General features: G+C 38.5%; 13 protein-coding genes. 11 read left to right on the top strand and 2 right to left on the bottom strand.

Annotated features, from left to right (window positions below):
- Positions 1-552: 552 nt before the first annotated feature.
- The 7 genes from FEZ33_RS10205 to FEZ33_RS10175 all read left to right on the top strand — a co-directional run bounded on the left by FEZ33_RS10205 (position 553) and on the right by FEZ33_RS10175 (position 9,201).
- On the top strand, positions 553-2,175 hold the full coding sequence (locus tag FEZ33_RS10205; protein WP_138405285.1) for a peptide ABC transporter substrate-binding protein: 1,623 nt from the start codon (positions 553-555) through the stop codon (positions 2,173-2,175).
- Between the two features lie 30 nt (positions 2,176-2,205).
- The gene (locus tag FEZ33_RS10200; protein ID WP_138405284.1) at positions 2,206-3,576 is read left to right on the top strand and encodes a M20/M25/M40 family metallo-hydrolase; all 1,371 of its coding nucleotides are present in this window, start codon (positions 2,206-2,208) and stop codon (positions 3,574-3,576) included.
- Between the two features lie 425 nt (positions 3,577-4,001).
- Positions 4,002-4,679 carry a response regulator transcription factor gene (locus FEZ33_RS10195; RefSeq protein ID WP_328590791.1) on the top strand — a complete coding sequence of 226 codons (678 nt, stop codon included), beginning with the start codon at positions 4,002-4,004 and terminating at the stop codon, positions 4,677-4,679.
- Between the two features lie 137 nt (positions 4,680-4,816).
- Entirely contained in the window at positions 4,817-5,572 is a 756-nt protein-coding gene (locus FEZ33_RS10190) for a sensor histidine kinase (protein WP_171031368.1), read from the top strand.
- 116 nt (positions 5,573-5,688) lie between these two features.
- Positions 5,689-6,441, top strand: a complete 753-nt coding sequence (locus FEZ33_RS10185; RefSeq protein WP_212746696.1) for an ABC transporter ATP-binding protein — start codon at positions 5,689-5,691, stop codon at positions 6,439-6,441.
- A 1-nt stretch (position 6,442) separates the two neighbouring features.
- The gene (locus tag FEZ33_RS10180; RefSeq protein WP_138405280.1) at positions 6,443-8,467 is read left to right on the top strand and encodes an FtsX-like permease family protein; all 2,025 of its coding nucleotides are present in this window, start codon (positions 6,443-6,445) and stop codon (positions 8,465-8,467) included.
- Positions 8,468-8,550: 83 nt separating this feature from the next.
- On the top strand, positions 8,551-9,201 hold the full coding sequence (locus tag FEZ33_RS10175) for an endonuclease III domain-containing protein (protein ID WP_138405279.1): 651 nt from the start codon (positions 8,551-8,553) through the stop codon (positions 9,199-9,201).
- 40 nt (positions 9,202-9,241) lie between these two features.
- Here FEZ33_RS10175 and FEZ33_RS10170 read toward each other — a convergent pair whose 3' ends face one another.
- Positions 9,242-9,751, bottom strand: a complete 510-nt coding sequence (locus tag FEZ33_RS10170; RefSeq protein WP_138405278.1) for an O-acetyl-ADP-ribose deacetylase — start codon at positions 9,749-9,751, stop codon at positions 9,242-9,244.
- Between the two features lie 214 nt (positions 9,752-9,965).
- Between FEZ33_RS10170 and FEZ33_RS10165 the strand changes: the two genes are divergently transcribed.
- The 4 genes from FEZ33_RS10165 to FEZ33_RS10150 all read left to right on the top strand — a co-directional run bounded on the left by FEZ33_RS10165 (position 9,966) and on the right by FEZ33_RS10150 (position 15,498).
- Positions 9,966-10,997, top strand: a complete 1,032-nt coding sequence (locus tag FEZ33_RS10165) for a TIGR04086 family membrane protein (protein WP_138405277.1) — start codon at positions 9,966-9,968, stop codon at positions 10,995-10,997.
- Between the two features lie 81 nt (positions 10,998-11,078).
- On the top strand, positions 11,079-12,317 hold the full coding sequence (locus FEZ33_RS10160) for an AI-2E family transporter (RefSeq protein WP_138405276.1): 1,239 nt from the start codon (positions 11,079-11,081) through the stop codon (positions 12,315-12,317).
- 220 nt (positions 12,318-12,537) lie between these two features.
- Positions 12,538-13,005 carry a CtsR family transcriptional regulator gene (locus tag FEZ33_RS10155; RefSeq protein ID WP_138405275.1) on the top strand — a complete coding sequence of 156 codons (468 nt, stop codon included), beginning with the start codon at positions 12,538-12,540 and terminating at the stop codon, positions 13,003-13,005.
- Positions 13,006-13,017: 12 nt separating this feature from the next.
- Positions 13,018-15,498, top strand: coding sequence for an ATP-dependent Clp protease ATP-binding subunit (locus tag FEZ33_RS10150; protein WP_138405274.1), 2,481 nt, complete (start codon positions 13,018-13,020; stop codon positions 15,496-15,498).
- 363 nt (positions 15,499-15,861) lie between these two features.
- Here FEZ33_RS10150 and FEZ33_RS10145 read toward each other — a convergent pair whose 3' ends face one another.
- Positions 15,862-16,803, bottom strand: coding sequence for an AEC family transporter (locus tag FEZ33_RS10145; RefSeq protein WP_235888825.1), 942 nt, complete (start codon positions 16,801-16,803; stop codon positions 15,862-15,864).
- Positions 16,804-17,069: the final 266 nt, after the last annotated feature.

Below are 17,069 nucleotides of genomic sequence, written 5' to 3'. Positions count from 1 at the left end.
TCTTTTAATTGAAAGGTTTTTTGGATAAAATGGTTCATGCGTAGATATTCTCCTTATGTTATTTGGTGGTACTTTTAATATAACGAATATCTGCGTCTTTTAGAAGACACAAAGATAGGGTTGATGATATTTTAATTTTTGTCATCAACCCTATTTATTGTAGAACCAAATTAAAATATTCTCCTTTGTGTTGATTTGACAAGGCATAAGGCAATTTTGTTTCAACCTAAATTAGTTAATTAGAAATAAATGAGATAAAAAAGTTGTTTTCTAATTAATCATCATTTATACTAGTTACAAATAAAGCGAAGGAGCCTACTCATGAATAATCTAAACTCATTACAATTAAATAGCTTATTATTAGACGCAGCATTATTACTCAGGTTCTATGTGGTGTGCTAATTAAGCATGTAGCCGCATAGGACGAAAATCTTATGCGGGAATAATAAGTTTAGATAACATGGGACGCTGTGTTGTATCTTTGAACCTGCTAAGATTTTCGTCATTCTTAGCAGGTTTTTTGTTTTTATAAATTTTAGGAGGATACAACATATGAAACATATTAAAAAAATTATTGTGATGATGATTGTCGCAGTAATTGGATTTCAAGTTTACAATCAATTTACCTCAAATGTTACAGGAGAAGCCCAGGAAGATAAAGTTTTGAACTTATCCGTTGCTTCAGAGCCAGTTATGGATCCAGCTTTTGTAACAGATTCTTATTCCATGCCAATGATTAAGAACATTTTGGAAGGTTTGACTCGTCCAACGAATGACGGTGAGATCGTACCGGCAATGGCAGAATCATGGGATGTGAGTGAAGACGGTAAGACGTATACATTCCATCTTCGTGAAGGGATTCAGTGGAATAATGGCGATCCTGTAACGGCAAATGACTTTGAATATGCGTGGAAACGAATCATTAATCCTGAGACGGCAGCAGCGAATGCGTCTAAGATGTTCATTATCGAAGGGGCAGAAGCTTACTTTATGGGTGAAGGGTCCGAAGAAGATGTGAAGGTCAATGCCGTGGATGAGGAGACATTTGAAGTGACATTGACTGAACCTGCACCATACTTTATTGAATTAACGGCGCGTCAAACAACGATGATGCCGGTACATCAAGCGACCGTTGAAGAAAACCCTTCTTGGGCAACGGAAGCTGGTGAGGAGTTTGTATCGAATGGGCCATTTAACTTTGTTGAGTGGAATCATAACGGGGACTATACACTAGAGAAGAACGAAGGCTATTGGGATGTTGATAATGTTGACTTAGATGGGGTTTATGTACGTATTATTGAAGATTCAATGACAGCGAACATGAGTTTTGAAAGTGGTGAATTGGACTTTATTGGTATTCCGTTCAATACCATTCCTGCTGATGCGATTGATAGTTATCGTGCGAATGGTGACTTGGATGTGACTGAGATCGGTGCAACCTATATGTACAAGATGAATACAACGGATGAGATTATGTCGAATGTCAATATTCGTCGTGCCTTGTCACTAGCGATTAACCGTCAAGAATTGATTGATAATGTCGTAAAAGGAGAGCAAACGCCAGCTAAAGGTGGCATTGCACCAACCGTTGCTGGCTTTGAAGAAGACCGTGGATACTTTGAAGATGCAGATTATGATACAGCGCGTGACTACTTAGCTCAAGGTATGGAAGAGTTGGGTTATGATGATACGGCCGCTATGCCAATTGTTATTCAAACGAACGATAATGATTCACATATGGCAGTAGCGCAATTTATACAAAGTGAGTGGGAACGTGAACTAGGTGTTCAAGCAACGATTGAAACAGCTGAGATTAATGTTCATTTTGAAAGTATGAATCAATTGAATTACCAAATCGGACGCATCGGACCAACCGTTGACTTTAACTCAGCTTATGCTTTCCTAGAACATTACTATTCAGCAGATACAGGCCAGAACAGAACGGGTTGGGAGAATACCGAGTATCAAGAAATCCTCGATAAAGTATTGTTTGAAGAAGATGAAGCTGTGCAACATGAGATGTATATAGAAGCAGAACGCATTCTAATGGATGAGATGCCATTTATTCCAATCTACTACTACAGTAACCCGCAAGTTAAGAGTGAGCGTATGAATAACTTGTTCGTAGATGGTATGGTTGATGTACAATTGAAGGAAGTTACAATAACTGAATAGTCAAGACATATAGAAAGGTGAGTAATAATTATGACAGTAGATTATAAAGCAATCGCAAAAGATTACGCAGACAAATATATGGAGGACTTATTTACGTACTTGCGCTATGAGACCGTCTCAGCGCAAGGTCGTGAAATTCCTGAGACTGCCAATTTTGTTAGAGATACTATTATTGAAGCTGGTGGTGAGAGTGAAATTCTAGGAGATCTAGGGGGGCATCCTGTCGTTTACGGCTATTTCAAAGCCGGCGCTAATGGCAATAGTGACAAGACATTACTATTCTACAACCATTACGACGTTCAACCAGAAGATCCAATTGATGAATGGAAGACAAATCCTTTTGAACCAACGGTTGTTGATGGCAAAATTGTTGCTCGTGGTGTGTCTGACAATAAGGCGAACTTTATGTCGCGGATTGTCGCGGTTAAGGCCATTCAAGATACTGAAGGCGGCTTACCTTGTAATGTGAAGTTCTTTGTTGAAGGTGAGGAAGAGATTGGAAGTCCTAATATTGATAAGTATCTAGAGAATTATGCAGATAAGTTCAGCGCAGATGCCTGTATTTGGGAATCGGGCAGTAAAGATAGCGAAGAGCGAATGGTAATTAGTGCCGGTGTTAAAGGGATTGCCTACTTTGAAGCATCCGTTGTCAGTGCGGATATTGATATTCACTCTTCACAAGCAGCGGTGATTGATAATGGGGCTTGGCGTTTAGTCCATGCTTTAGCAACTTTGCGTGATGTGGATAATAATATTACGGTTGATGGGTTCAAAGAAATGCGCACAGAACCAACCGACGTTGAGAAAGCGAGTGTTGCAGCATTTCCTTATAATGAAGCTGCAACGATAGATACTTATGGATTAAAGCATCCTTTAATTACGGATGGCTTAGATTATTCTGCCCAAGAGGCATTAATTCTTTATCCAACGATGACAATTAGTGGCTTGTTATCAGGTTATACGGGTCAAGGGACGAAGACGGTCCTACCACGTAAAGCGATGGCGAAAATTGATGTGCGACTTGTTCCAGGCTATGAACCTAAAACGGTTTATGATGTGTTGCGCAAGCACTTTGATAATCATGGCTTTAAAGATGTTGACTTGGAGTTATTAACTGGAGTGAAGCCATTTAGAACGGATATATCCGATCCATTCACAGAACAAGTGATAAACTCTGCCAAAGAAGTTTACGGAGAAGAGAATGTCATCTTAGAATTAAATTCTGCAGGAACAGGCCCGATGTATGGGTTCGGAAAATACCTAAATGTACCTATCTTAGGTGCTGGAACAGGTTGGGTCGAGTCTGGCGCACATGCACCAAATGAGAATATTCGGGTTGAAGATTACTATCAAGGTGTTGAACATATTATTCAGTTGTTACATACATTTGGTGGGGAATAATATGGGGGACTTGGATTCGCCAGCTCGTTTGCTTGAACTGGCGAATCCAGACCAACTTCGCTAGCTCACACTCTTGAACTGGCGAATCCAGACCAACTTCGCTAGCTTACACTCTTGAACTGACGAATCCAGACCAACTTCGCTAGCTTACACTCTTGAACTGGCGAATCCAGACCAACTTCGCTAGCTCACACTCTTGAACTGGTGAATCCACATACCACCACCCCCAAAAACACGAAGTCCTCCATAACTTCGTGTTTTTTCGTGTCCCCACTCGCCTACACCTGCCCGCCTCCTTCTTGAGTCCAATGTTTACACATTAAGATTTGTGGTATTATTTGTATAAGAAACTCAGAACAAGTTAACACTGGCAAAGTTTATCAAATGCCGATTTATATAGAAAGAGGTGGAGACAATTGAAGGTTATGATTATTGAGGATGATTTAACAATTGCGCGCGAGTTGGGCAAGGTTTTAGAACGCTGGCAATTCGAGGTGGATATTGTTGAGGATTTTGAACATATAATAGAAGCTTTTAGAAAAAGTCAACCTCACTTAATCCTCCTAGACGTGAATCTACCCTATTATAACGGCTATTATTGGTGTGGCGAAATACGTAAAGAATCAGACGTGCCAATTATTTTCATCTCGTCTGTATCAGATCGCATGGATATGATTATGGCAATGCAGATGGGCGCCGACGATTACATTCCCAAACCCATCGACACCCAATTTACCGTCAGCAAAATTCAAGCACTCTTACGTCGCACCTATGATTTCTCTGTCCAGTCCGATGCTTTCGAATACGAAGGTGCCATTCTAGATGTGGCTAAATCACGCATCACCTACAAGAACGCCGAGGCAAGCTTAACCTTTACAGAATTACAAATACTGACAGCTTTATTCCAGCACAAGGGCGAGTATGTAAGCCGGGAAGCAATTCTAGATTACTGCTGGCAGAATAATCAATTCATCGATGACAACACTTTAGCAGTAAACATGACCCGTATCCGGAAGAAACTGCGAGCCATCCAATTAGATTCGTTCATTGAGACCAAGAAAAATTACGGCTACCGATTAAATGCAGAAGGTGAGTCCTTATGATGCGACGCTTTCTTAATCGGAATTGGGGCCTGCTATCAGTGTTTATATTACTGCATCTTGTCATTTGGTTTGTATTTCTACTCTTCTCGCTTCCCATGGATGTATTTTGGGTATTATTTTGGAATTTAACAATTATCATGTCAGTATTTTTAGGCTATCAAATCCTCTCATTTAGAGAAGAAGTGCGCCTCGAAACTAAAGTAGAGCAACTTCAAGAGGAACTCATTGACCTGCAAGACGCCAGTGTTATGAGACAAAACGAATTAGAAGAATACTTTATTATGTGGGTGCACCAAATGAAGACGCCGATTACGGCTAGCCAATTAATCCTTAAAAATCCTGACGACGAAGCCATCCGGAATTTAAGACAGGAAATGGTCTCCATTGAAAATTACACAAATATGGCGTTAAATTATTTAAAACTCTCAAACCCAGCGACAGATATGGTTTTCTCTGAGCGAAAACTGGATGACATTATTAACCCACTCATTAGAAAATACAGTCTGCAATTCATTCAACATGGGATTCGACTGCATTACCAGCCAATTGAAGCTGAGGTCGTCACTGAAGCAAATTTAACCAGTCTAATGATTGAACAAATTTTAAATAATGCACTAAAATACGCGAAACAAAAGGAAATCTGGATTTCTTATGATTCCCAAAACGCCACCTTAACAATTAAAGATAGTGGTAGAGGAATAAAAGCAGAGGATCTGCCAAAGATTTTTGATAAGGGGTATTCAGGCTTTAATGGACAGTTGAATCAAAAGTCGAGTGGCTTAGGCTTGTACTTAGTTGAGCTCGTTGCCAGACGCTTGAATCAACCAGTTTCCGTGGAGTCGACATTTGGTCAGGAGACACAATTTACGATCCAATTTAATCAAACGTCCTAATCTTTCAAAAGTGTAAGGTTAGGCTCCTTTTTTGTAATGTTAGTTAAAGGCTAGATGTCACGCGGTCGCATATACTTATAACAGAGATTAGCGAATAGACAAAATAATGGAGGAAAATCATGTTATTAGATGTAAAAAATGTAAAAAAAGTATATAAGACACGAGGCAACCAAACGACAGCCTTGCAACAAATTGATTTTGGTGTAAACGAAGGTGAGTTTGTGGCAATTATGGGTGAATCAGGTTCAGGGAAATCAACTTTACTGAATATTATCGCCACTTTTGATAAACCATCTCAAGGAACCGTTCATTTAAAAGGGACAAATATTGCGAATATTAAGAAAAATAAAGTGGCTGAATTTAGACGTGAGCAGCTAGGCTTCGTCTTTCAAGACTTTAACGTATTAGATACTTTCTCAAATAAAGACAATATATTACTACCGATGGTGTTATCAAATGCCAATATTAATGAAATGGAGCGCCGCCTCGCTGAGATTGCGCCAATATTAGGAATTCAAGATTTATTAGAAAAATACCCCTACGAAATCTCAGGAGGACAACGCCAACGCGTTGCTATTGCAAGAGCAATTATTACTAATCCGCCTTTATTACTGGCAGATGAGCCTACAGGAGCGCTTGATTCAAAATCGTCTGAGCAAATATTAGGCTTATTCAATGAGTTAAATCGCTTAGGAAATACGATTTTAATGGTGACGCACTCAATACAAGCAGCGTCTTACGCCAATCGCGTTCTATTTATTAAAGATGGGGTCGTATATCACGAGTTATACCGCGGACAGGAAACGAATCAAAACTTTAATGAGCGTATTTCACAAAGTTTAACCATGCTTGCGGATCGAGGTGTGTAAGATGCCACTTTCATTATTAACTAAATTGACTGTTCAAGGAATAGTCAAACGCCGGACCGTTTACTTTCCATATTTTCTTGCGTTAGTCTTAATAATGTCCTTAGAATTTATTATGATTTCTTTGATTACCAATGAGTATGTGCAGTCGCGACATGCCACATTGCCAACAATCATCATTATGGGTGTGTTCTTTACGTCCTTACTGGCAGTCATTTTCATTCTGTATGCCAATAATTTTATTCAAAGACAACGCCGAATGGAGTTTGCCTTATATACCGTTTTAGGGCTAGAGGATAAGCATATCCGAAGCGTCATCTTCTTTGAACAACTATTAACCTGGATGATTGGTAGCCTTGCATCCATTGGGGTGGGTTATGCTTTAGGAAATGTGATGTTCATCGTCTTAAACAGATTAATTCAAGATACTGGTGCTGGCTTAATGGATTATCCATTTAGTCCTTTAGCGGCGATTGGAACTATCATTATTATTGGTGGTATCACATTTATTATCTTCTTAATTAATAGTATCCGCTTGGCGAGATTGAACCCATCGGAATTATTAAGCCAAACGCATGCGGGAGAAGCTGAACCGAAATCTCGTTGGTTCATCCTTTTGATTGGTTTAATCACTTTAGTCGCCGGTTATTATGTAGCACTGACAACGACAGATGTTTTAGACGCGCTGTTAAAAGTGTTCATAGCGATCTTCCTAGTGATTATCGGAACTTACGCGCTCTTAACAAGTTTAAGTATTATTTTCTTAAAACGAATGAAAGGAAATAAAAAATATTATTACCAACCGACACATTTTCTATCAATATCAGGGATGTTATACCGTATGAAAGCGAACGCGACAAGCTTAGCGGGGATTGCGGTCTTATGTACAGGGATTGTGTTAACTCTCGGAACGACTTTAACTCTTTATATAGGTATGGAAGATCAAGTGGAGCAAATGTCGACACATGATATTGAATTGCGGTACATGCAATACGCCGATGGCGCGAGTCCGGAAAATGCGGAAGCAGCTTTAACAAATATCATGGAAGAATTACAAACGCACGGTGATATTAAAGATGTGAGTCTATCTCGAAGTGCCTTTGTCACGGCTATTTATCAAAACAAATCTTTCCAACCGATGCCAGCTCCAAGTGAAACAACTGAGAGTGAGGAACTCTTACCAACTGATTTTGCCTACATCATCGGCGTTCCTTTAGAGGATTTTAATCAGCTCAATGGAGAAGATATTCACTTAGAGCCAGATGAAGTGTTATTTACAACGACAACTGCAAATATTCAACAAGAACAAGATGATACACTACAATTTGCTGACAAGGAATATCAGGTTCAACAAATCAGTTCTAGTTACATGCCTTTAAACTATATCGGACAAATTGCTTATGTCGTGTTTCCAACCATAGAAGAGGTCGAAAGTTTACTATCAACCTTCCCGAATTATATCAGTACGGGAGAGCGTTCTGAAGCACTATTAGAACAGACGATGGTGTTCAATGCCGTTGATGATTCTGCTCGTGAAAGTATTGAAGCAGCAATTCCAACCGATACAATCTTTGATCAAGGGGACTTGGGTGTAGTTCGAGTCGTAACAAGAACAACAACCTCGCAAGAATTATATACGATGAACGGGGGCTTATTATTCTTAGGAATTATCGTCGGAACAGTTCTAATTATTGGAACGGTCTTAATGTTATACTTTAAACAAGTATCTGAAGGTTACCAAGACCAAGGTAAATTCCAAATTATGCGAAAAGTTGGCTTGCCTGATCATTTAATTAAACAAACGATTCGATCACAAATCTTTTGGATTTTTGCACTGCCAATTATGATTGCAGTCATTCATTCGCTCTTTGCATCAAAAATAATGTTTAATTTACTAGGGCTATTAGCCGTCAATAACATAACAACCTTTATGATCGGTTACGGTTCAGTTTTAGGCGTCTTTGTTGTCGTTTACTTACTGTTCTACCTCATTACTTCACAAGTCTATTACCGAATTATACATCAATAAAATGACACCCAAACCTAAGTATTCTGCTTAGCGTTTGGGTGTTTATTTGATACAATCATTTTGAAAGTGAGGCGAGCGCGCACATGAAGACAATTGATCAATATGAATTATTTAAGCTTTTACTCAATGACATGGGTGAAACAGGTTGGTGGCCAGCCGATTCAAAAGTTGAGATTATCATTGGAGCAATCATGATACAAAATACCAATGCAGCAAACGCAAAACGTGCGGTTAACAATATCGGAAGCGCCACAAAATTCAATCCACAAGCCATCTTAAATTTACCTTTAGAAACATTAGAAGACTTAGTTCGACCCGCCGGCTTCTTTAAAAATAAAAGTAAAGCGGTCCATTCGGTATTAAATTGGTTTCAAGAGCACGATAACAATCTAGAAGCAATTACGGAAAAATATGAAATTAATTTGCGCCAGGAGTTATTAAAATTACATGGAGTTGGCGATGAGACAGCAGATGTCCTTTTACTTTATGTCTTTGAACAACCGGTCTTTGTCTCAGATAAATATGCTCAGAAACTATACACAGAATTAGGTGTGACAGGTATGGATAACTACAAGGCGATGCGAAAGAAAGTCTCTTTAGATGAGCAGTTTACAACTTGGGAAGCTAAAGAGTTTCATGGGTTAATTGATGAGTTTGGAAAAATATACTTACGTGGAAAGGGAAATTTTGAAGCGAGCTTTTTAGCTGGCTATCAGTTAAAAATCGAAGAATAAAAACCCCGGCCTCAATCTAGCTTGAAGCGGGAGTTTCTTGTTAAGCATTCTTAAGCGCGCCATCGTATGCTTTCTTAGTATCTGAATCAAATAGCACCCAAATAATTAAATCAAACGCATCAGGATGTTCGTTCATGACATCTTTAACTGTCGAAATTGCAATTTCTGCGGCTAGATTCACAGGGAAGTGATAAACACCCGTTGAAATTGAAGGAAAAGCGACTTTGCGAATACCGTGTTCCATGGCTAGCAGTAAAGATTGTCGGTAACAACTTTCTAACAAATCTGCTTCGTTAGAGTAACCACCATTCCAGACAGGGCCAACGGTGTGAATAATATGTTCGACGGGGAGATGATAAGCTTGAGAAATTTTTGCTTCGCCTGTTTGACAACCGCCAAGTGTTCGAGTTTCTTCTAAAAGTTTTGGACCGGCCGCGCGATGAATCGCACCATCGACACCACCTCCACCCAGAAGACTATGATTGGCGGCATTGACAATCGCATCTACTTGATCGACTTGAGTAATATCACCGAGCATCGTTTCAATCATTATACTCACCTCTTTTCTATAGTATAACATGGATTTGATGGCTTTAAACTATCATTTAATCGCACCAATATTATGTCTTGTAAGGGTATATATTGTTTCAATATTCAATAAGTTGAATAAATAGAATCATTGAAACCAAGCCGTTATAATTGACCTTGTCATCTAAATGTAATAAGATTATTTATGTAATAATTAATTATTTAGGAGTGAAAAGATGAAGAAATATATATTAGATGGAATTAATGAGAAAGCGGGAAATAACATGTCATGGCGTGCGATTTTCGCTGGTGTTGTAACGTTCGTGGCGATTAGTATTTTATTCTCCCTAATTGGAGCAGCGGTTGGCTTTGGCGTACCTGATTTTACAAGCCAAAATCCATTAGATGGTGTCGGGACTAGTTTAGTTATTTGGACAATTATCGCATTAATCGTATCGCTAGCAGCCGCTGGTTATGTAACAGGGATTACAGCTAATCGAGCTGGTTTTATCCATGGTTTCTTAACTTGGGCAGTAAGTGTCATTGTGATGTTTGCTTTAATGACATCCGCAGTTGGTATGGCATTTAATTCTTTAGGAACAGTTTTAGGCTATACAGGACAAGTTGCAGGAGATGCAATCTCAGGAACAGCTGATACTGTTGGATCATTATCTCAAGAAGCATTTGATTCAATCGCTCAAGAAATCAATGTTGATTCACAAGATTTAGAACAAACTGTGACAGATGTATTAGAAGATACTGAAATTGAACAATTACAACCTGATTACTTAGATAATCAAGTTCAAGCGACAATTGATGATGTGTCAACAGCTGGATACAATATTGTTGTTAATGGACAAGATCCACAACAAGAGATTGAGAACGTCACTAGCAATATCCAAGGTCGTATTGACGAAATCGGTCAAGAATTAGATGAAGATGCTTTAACTGAAGCAATCTCAAATAATACTGATTTATCTGAACAAGAAGCAGAGGAAGCCGTAACGAATATCCAAGAAGCTTATGGACAAGCAAGTCAAGAAGCTGAACAAGCATTGAATGATGCACAAACAGCAGTTGAAGACTTACAAGTACAAGCTGAACAAGCTTTTGCTGAAAGTGCACAAGTTGCTGAAGAAGTTGCAAATAAAACATCTCAATACTCATTATATGTATTCTTAGGCTTATTAGCTGCAATGTTTATTACTTCATTCGCTGGTTTTGCTGGTGCTAAAACAGCAAGCGAAACACATAATAATGCTGTCTAATAAAGACTAGAAACAATAAACAAATTTAATTGACTACACCTCTCTCTTAGCCTATTCTATAACTAAGAGAGAGGTGTTTTTTTGAATCATTTTAAACTTGATAAGCAATTTATAGCAAAGGTATTATTTATTGCGGTTATTATTTTAATTATTTTCAATTGGTCACAAGTAGCAAGTGCCTTTGGAGTTGTTTGGCAAGTTGCTTTCCCAGTTGTCTTAGGGGGAATGATGGCTTACGTTTTGAACTTACTCATGAACCAGTTTGAGAAAAGATTGTATCCCAATACGGATAAAAAATGGTTGCAACACACTCGCCGTCCGCTGGCGATTGTACTTTCAATTTTAGTCATTACTTTAGTCGTTGCGGGAATCATTGGTTTAGTTGTTCCGCAACTAATTACAGCAATATCAACATTAGTTGAAGCGGTGCCGACCGTGACAAATTCTGTGCAAACTTGGGTTGAAGAGCAACAACATCTTATCCCGATGTTTAATGACTTAATGGAGCAAGTGGACTTTAATTGGAGTAGTGTGATGTCTAGTTTTGCAGAGATTGGAAACCGACTGCTTCGAGGTGTAGCGGAGTCTTCTGTATCACTTTTATCTAGTTCAGCTTCAGCTGTGACAACCTTTGTATTGTCAGTGATGTTTGCCCTTTATATTTTAGTGTCGAAAGAAAAGCTGGGTAAAAATTTCAATGATATCCTGATTTCATATTTGAGTGATGAGCAAGTAAGAATTGTTAAGAACATCTTGAATGTGACTGACGATGTCTTTTCCAACTATATTACAGGAACGGTCATTGAGGCTTTTATTCTAGGCTTCATCGTATCGCTTGGACTTTGGGCCATCCAAATGCCATATGCAGCCATGCTCGGAGCCTTGCAAGGTGCGTTAGCGTTTATTCCTTTAGTCGGTGCCTTTTTAGCCGGCTTTGTAGGTGTGATTATTCAATTTGCCGTATCGCCAATTAATGCATTAATCTATCTCATTTTCGTTATTGTTGTTCAACAACTCGAAGGAGATTTGATCTATCCGCGTGTGGTCGGTGATTCAATCGGCCTCCCAGGTATGTGGGTCTTAGCAGCGGTAACTGTCGGTGGCGGCTTGTTCGGAATTTCAGGGATTTTACTTGGGGTACCGGTCTTTGCAACAATCTATAAACTATTCAGTTTAGATATAAGCTATCGTAAACAGATTCGGGAAGAAGCCAAAGAACGTTCTCTAATGAATGAATACGAAGAAGAAGGGTTAAAATTAAAGCCATTTGAAGCCCTCCGTCATAAAATATTGACACCTGAAGATATTCAAGATATTTAAACAAAATGGAGCCCTGATGTCTATCTAAGATAGATTTAGGGCTCTTTTTCAATTCAAAATGTTGATTTTTTCAATGGATATGCTATAATGGTCAAAGAAGGTCAGAAGGCACGCAATCACTTCATTAAAGTTCTCTTTCCTTAAACTGAATAGTTGTCGAGAAAGTTTTTTTATTATATAATAGTCAAAGATAGTCAATGTTAGTGGAAGGGGGATCATAGTGGCACAAAGAAATATGTCGGATATTATTGAAGCTTATTTAAAAAGCTTTTTGAAAAATAGTGAAAGAATTGAAATCAAACGAAGTGATATTGCAGAACAATTTGATTGTGTACCTTCACAGATTAACTATGTTATTAATACACGCTTTACTCAAGAACATGGCTATATGGTAGAAAGTAAACGAGGTGGTGGGGGTTATATACGGATTCTAAAAGTTGAGTTAGTTGATGAAATCGACGCCCTTGACGATATGATACAAATGATAGGAACGCGTATAAATCACCGCAGTGCAAACAATATTATTGAAACATTAGTCAACCATAGTATAATGACAGAACGAGAAGGCGCATTAATACTATCGGTGATTGATAAAGCATTACTACAAACAATCTCGTTACATGAACAAGAAGCAAGAGCTTTGATTCTGTCGAAGTTTTTAGAACAATTACGAATTACATATAAATAAAGAGGTGAAAGTATGTTTGAAGAATTATTTACTGAAAGTGCTCGCCAAGTAATGATTTTTGCTGCTGAGCAAGCGTATTACTTAAGACATCAGGCTGTAGGCACAGAACATATCTTATTAGGTCTAGCTCGTGAAGAGTCAGGTATTGCTGGAAAAGCTTTACGTGGCATGGGTGCAGATTACCAAACGTTACTAACTGAATTAGAAATTATTCACGGTAAAGTGAATGCTCCACGTATGCAAGGGGATATTGTTATTCCATACTCACCACGTGCGAAGAAAATTATTATGAATGCATCGAATGATGCGAAACGTTTAGGTGTGCCAAAAGTTGGAACAGAGCATTTATTACTAGGCATGTTAAAAGAAGAAATTTTAGCAACAGTTCTATTAAAGAACTTAGGTATCGACTTAAATGAATTAAGAAAAACAATCTACGAAATGGTTGGTGTGAACGATTCAACAGGACGCGTTCAAAATAGCCGTCGTGGACGTCAAAAACAACAACAGCAACAAAATGGAGCGACAAGTTCGACAACACCAACTTTAGATTCACTTGCACGTGACTTAACACAATTAGCGCGTGACGGGAAGTTAGATCCAGTGGTTGGACGTGCGAATGAAATCCGTCGTATCATACAAATTGTTAGTCGCCGTTCAAAAAATAACCCCGTATTAGTTGGGGAGCCTGGTGTTGGTAAAACGGCAATCGCCGAAGGTCTAGCAGAACGTATTGTATCTGGTGGAGTGGCTGAAAACATTGCTAACAAACGTTTAATGATGTTAGATATGGGTTCACTTGTTGCGGGAACAAAGTACCGTGGTGAATTCGAAGAACGTATGAAGAAAATCATTGAAGAAATTACTGAAGATGGTAATACAATTCTCTTCATTGATGAGTTACATACATTAATTGGGGCAGGATCAGCCGAAGGTGCTGTTGACGCAGCAAACATCCTGAAACCAGCATTAGCTCGTGGAGAAATTCAAATCATTGGTGCAACTACTTTAGATGAATATCAAAAACACATTGAAAAAGATGCAGCCTTAGAACGTCGTTTCTCTAAAGTTCAAATCGATGAGCCAACTCAACAAGAGTCTGTTCAAATTATTCATGGACTTAAAGAACGTTACGAAAAACACCACAATGTAGAAATTACTGATGAAGCGGTCGAAGCAGCGGTTAAATTAAGTACACGTTACTTAACTGAACGTCGCTTACCAGATAAAGCCGTTGATTTAATTGATGAGGCCTCAGCTAAAGTACGTATTGATGCAACGACGCACAGTACAAACTTAAGCGACCTTGAGAAAAAATTAGGCGAATTATCCGATAAAAAAGAAAAAGCTATCTTAGCCCGTGATTTTGACACTGCAGCCAAAATCCGTGAAGAAGAACAAAAAGTTGAAACTCAAATCGAAGCAGCTGCGAAAGCAGAAAGCAAAGATAAGGGTGAAGGTGAAGCAATTCTTAAAGTGAGTCCTGAAGATATCGCAGAAGTAATTACTATTTCAACAGGTATCCCAGTAAAACAATTAGATGCTGCCGAATCAAAACGTCTTGTTCACTTAGAAGAAGAGTTGCATGAACGTGTTATCGGTCAAGATGATGCTGTTGTATCAGTATCTAAAGCGATCCGCCGCGCATACAGTGGCTTGAAGAGTCCTAAACGACCAATTGGGTCATTTATGTTCTTAGGCCCAACTGGGGTAGGTAAGACAGAATTAGCGAAAGCTTTAGCTTCATCTATCTTTGGTAGCGAGGACAATATGATCCGTGTGGATATGTCTGAATACATGGAAAAACACAGTGTGTCTCGTTTAGTAGGTTCACCTCCAGGATACGTTGGTTATGATGAAGCAGGTCAATTGACTGAGCAAGTTCGTCAAAAACCTTACAGTGTGATTCTCTTAGATGAGGTTGAAAAAGCCCATCCAGATGTATTTAACATGTTATTACAAGTATTTGATGATGGTCATATGACAGATGGTAAAGGGCGTCGTGTCGACTTCCGTAACACAATTATCATCATGACTTCGAACATGGGAGCAACAGCTCTTCGTGATGACAAATCAGTCGGATTCGGTGCTGTGGACTATACAGATGACTTCAAGGCAATGGAAGCACGCGTTATGGAAGAAGTAAAACGTGGATTCCGTCCAGAATTCATTAACCGTATTGACGAAATTATTGTCTTCCACCCATTATCTAAAGATCAAATTAAAGAGATTGTTAAATTACAAGCGCAAGATATCATCAACCGTCTACATGATCTTGAGATTGAAGCCCGTGTAACAGAGACAGCTCTAGAAATTATTGCTGACGCTGGCTTCGATCCAGAATATGGAGCAAGACCAATCCGTCGCGCAATTCAAAAACAAATAGAAGACGAGTTAAGTGAAATGATGCTAAGTGGAGATATCAAATTAGGTGATAACATCACCATTGGTGGTCGCCAAGGAGCAATCAATATCAATAACCGTTCTAAATAATACAGATGAATCGTGTCGGTGAGAGGAATCTCGCTGACACGATTTTTTTCTGTGACAAGAGCCAAACGGCGAATCCATTTGTCTTGAGTTAGCTGAACTAAAGACAAACCGCAAGTCCATTTGTCTTGAGTTAGCTCAACTAAAGGCAAACGGGGAATCCATTTGTCTTGAGTTAGCTCAACTAAAGACGAACGGCGAATCCATTTGTCTTGAGTTAGCTCAACTAAAGCCAAACGGCGAGTCCATTTGTCTTGAGTTAGCTCAACTAAAGACGAACCGCAAGTCCATTTGTCTTAAGATCCAAAAAGCATAAAAAACACCAAACTTCAGAAAAGTCTGGTGTTTCCTTGATAGCCCATCGTATTAGAAATAAGCTAAATTCTTTAAAATCATAATAAACACAACAAGCGAGAACATTGAAGCGACCGTTGTGAAGACAACAATTTGGTTTGCTAAATCGCCATCACCGCCGGCGACAACTGCTTGAGCATAACTAGATACAGCCGTTGGTCCAGCCGTCGCGATTAAGACTGATATTAAGTCAGCTCCACGAAAGTCTAATAAACCACCTGCAATAAATAAAGCAATCGTAGGAATAATTACTAATCGTGCAAGAACAGTTCCGTAAAGAGACCAGTCAGCATCCTTTAGTTTACCAAAGTTAAACGTCCCACCCATAACAATGAGTGCAAGCGGCGGCGTCATACGTGTTAAATTTCCCATCGTCGTTTCAATCACATTAGGGAACTTGAATCCTAATACTGCAACAATTACCCCTGCGCAAGTAAAGATAACCATTGGGTTAGTCAATACTTGTTTAATTGTTCGTTTCAATGAGAATTTCTCATCAGTATAAATTGAAAAAGCAATTACAGAGAAGATATTATTTAAAGGCACAATGGTTGCTAGAACAATCGTTACCATCCCTAAATTTTCTTGACCGAGTAAAGCTATTCCCATTGGTAAACCGAATAAAATCGCGTTTGAACGAATCGAACCTTGAAGAATGACCCCTCGTTTTGCATTTGATTTTTCGAAAATAGGTACAATAAAAGCCAAAATAATAAATGCAACAATAGCAAAAATAATGTTAAAAGATAAAGTTAACCCATTAAAATCCGTCGCAATATTCGTATTATAAACATTTGAGAATAAATTCAATGGCAGTAAAAAAGAAAAGATCGCTTTATTAAACTGAGCATAAGCGTCTTGTTTAATGAAACCTGCGCGTGTAAAAAACTGACCTAAAGACATGTATAGCATCATTGGTATGACTGCATTGAATCCGATCATAAAACTTTCCAATCAATTAACTCCTTCGTCTAAAAATTTGCAATCAAAAAATGCGAATATAAAGATTATAATACTCAATTCATCATTTGACCAATCATTTTTACTGACAATTAACTTGCATTGTCCTTCATTAATAATTATTATAAAGAGACCTGAATAATTCATACTTTTAAATATTGAGTTATTCTAGTCGTTATTTTTCAATTTTGGATCACTTTATCGAAATTAAAATATTTTAATCGATTTTCTAAGCTAAAGAAAAACTTTTTAGTCTCATC

The organism is Ruoffia tabacinasalis (assembly GCF_005864045.1).
Taxonomy (GTDB): Bacteria; Bacillota; Bacilli; order Lactobacillales; family Aerococcaceae; genus Ruoffia; species Ruoffia tabacinasalis.
The sequence above is the reverse complement of the archived record's forward strand: the minus strand, read 5'-3'. Positions and strand labels throughout refer to the sequence as shown.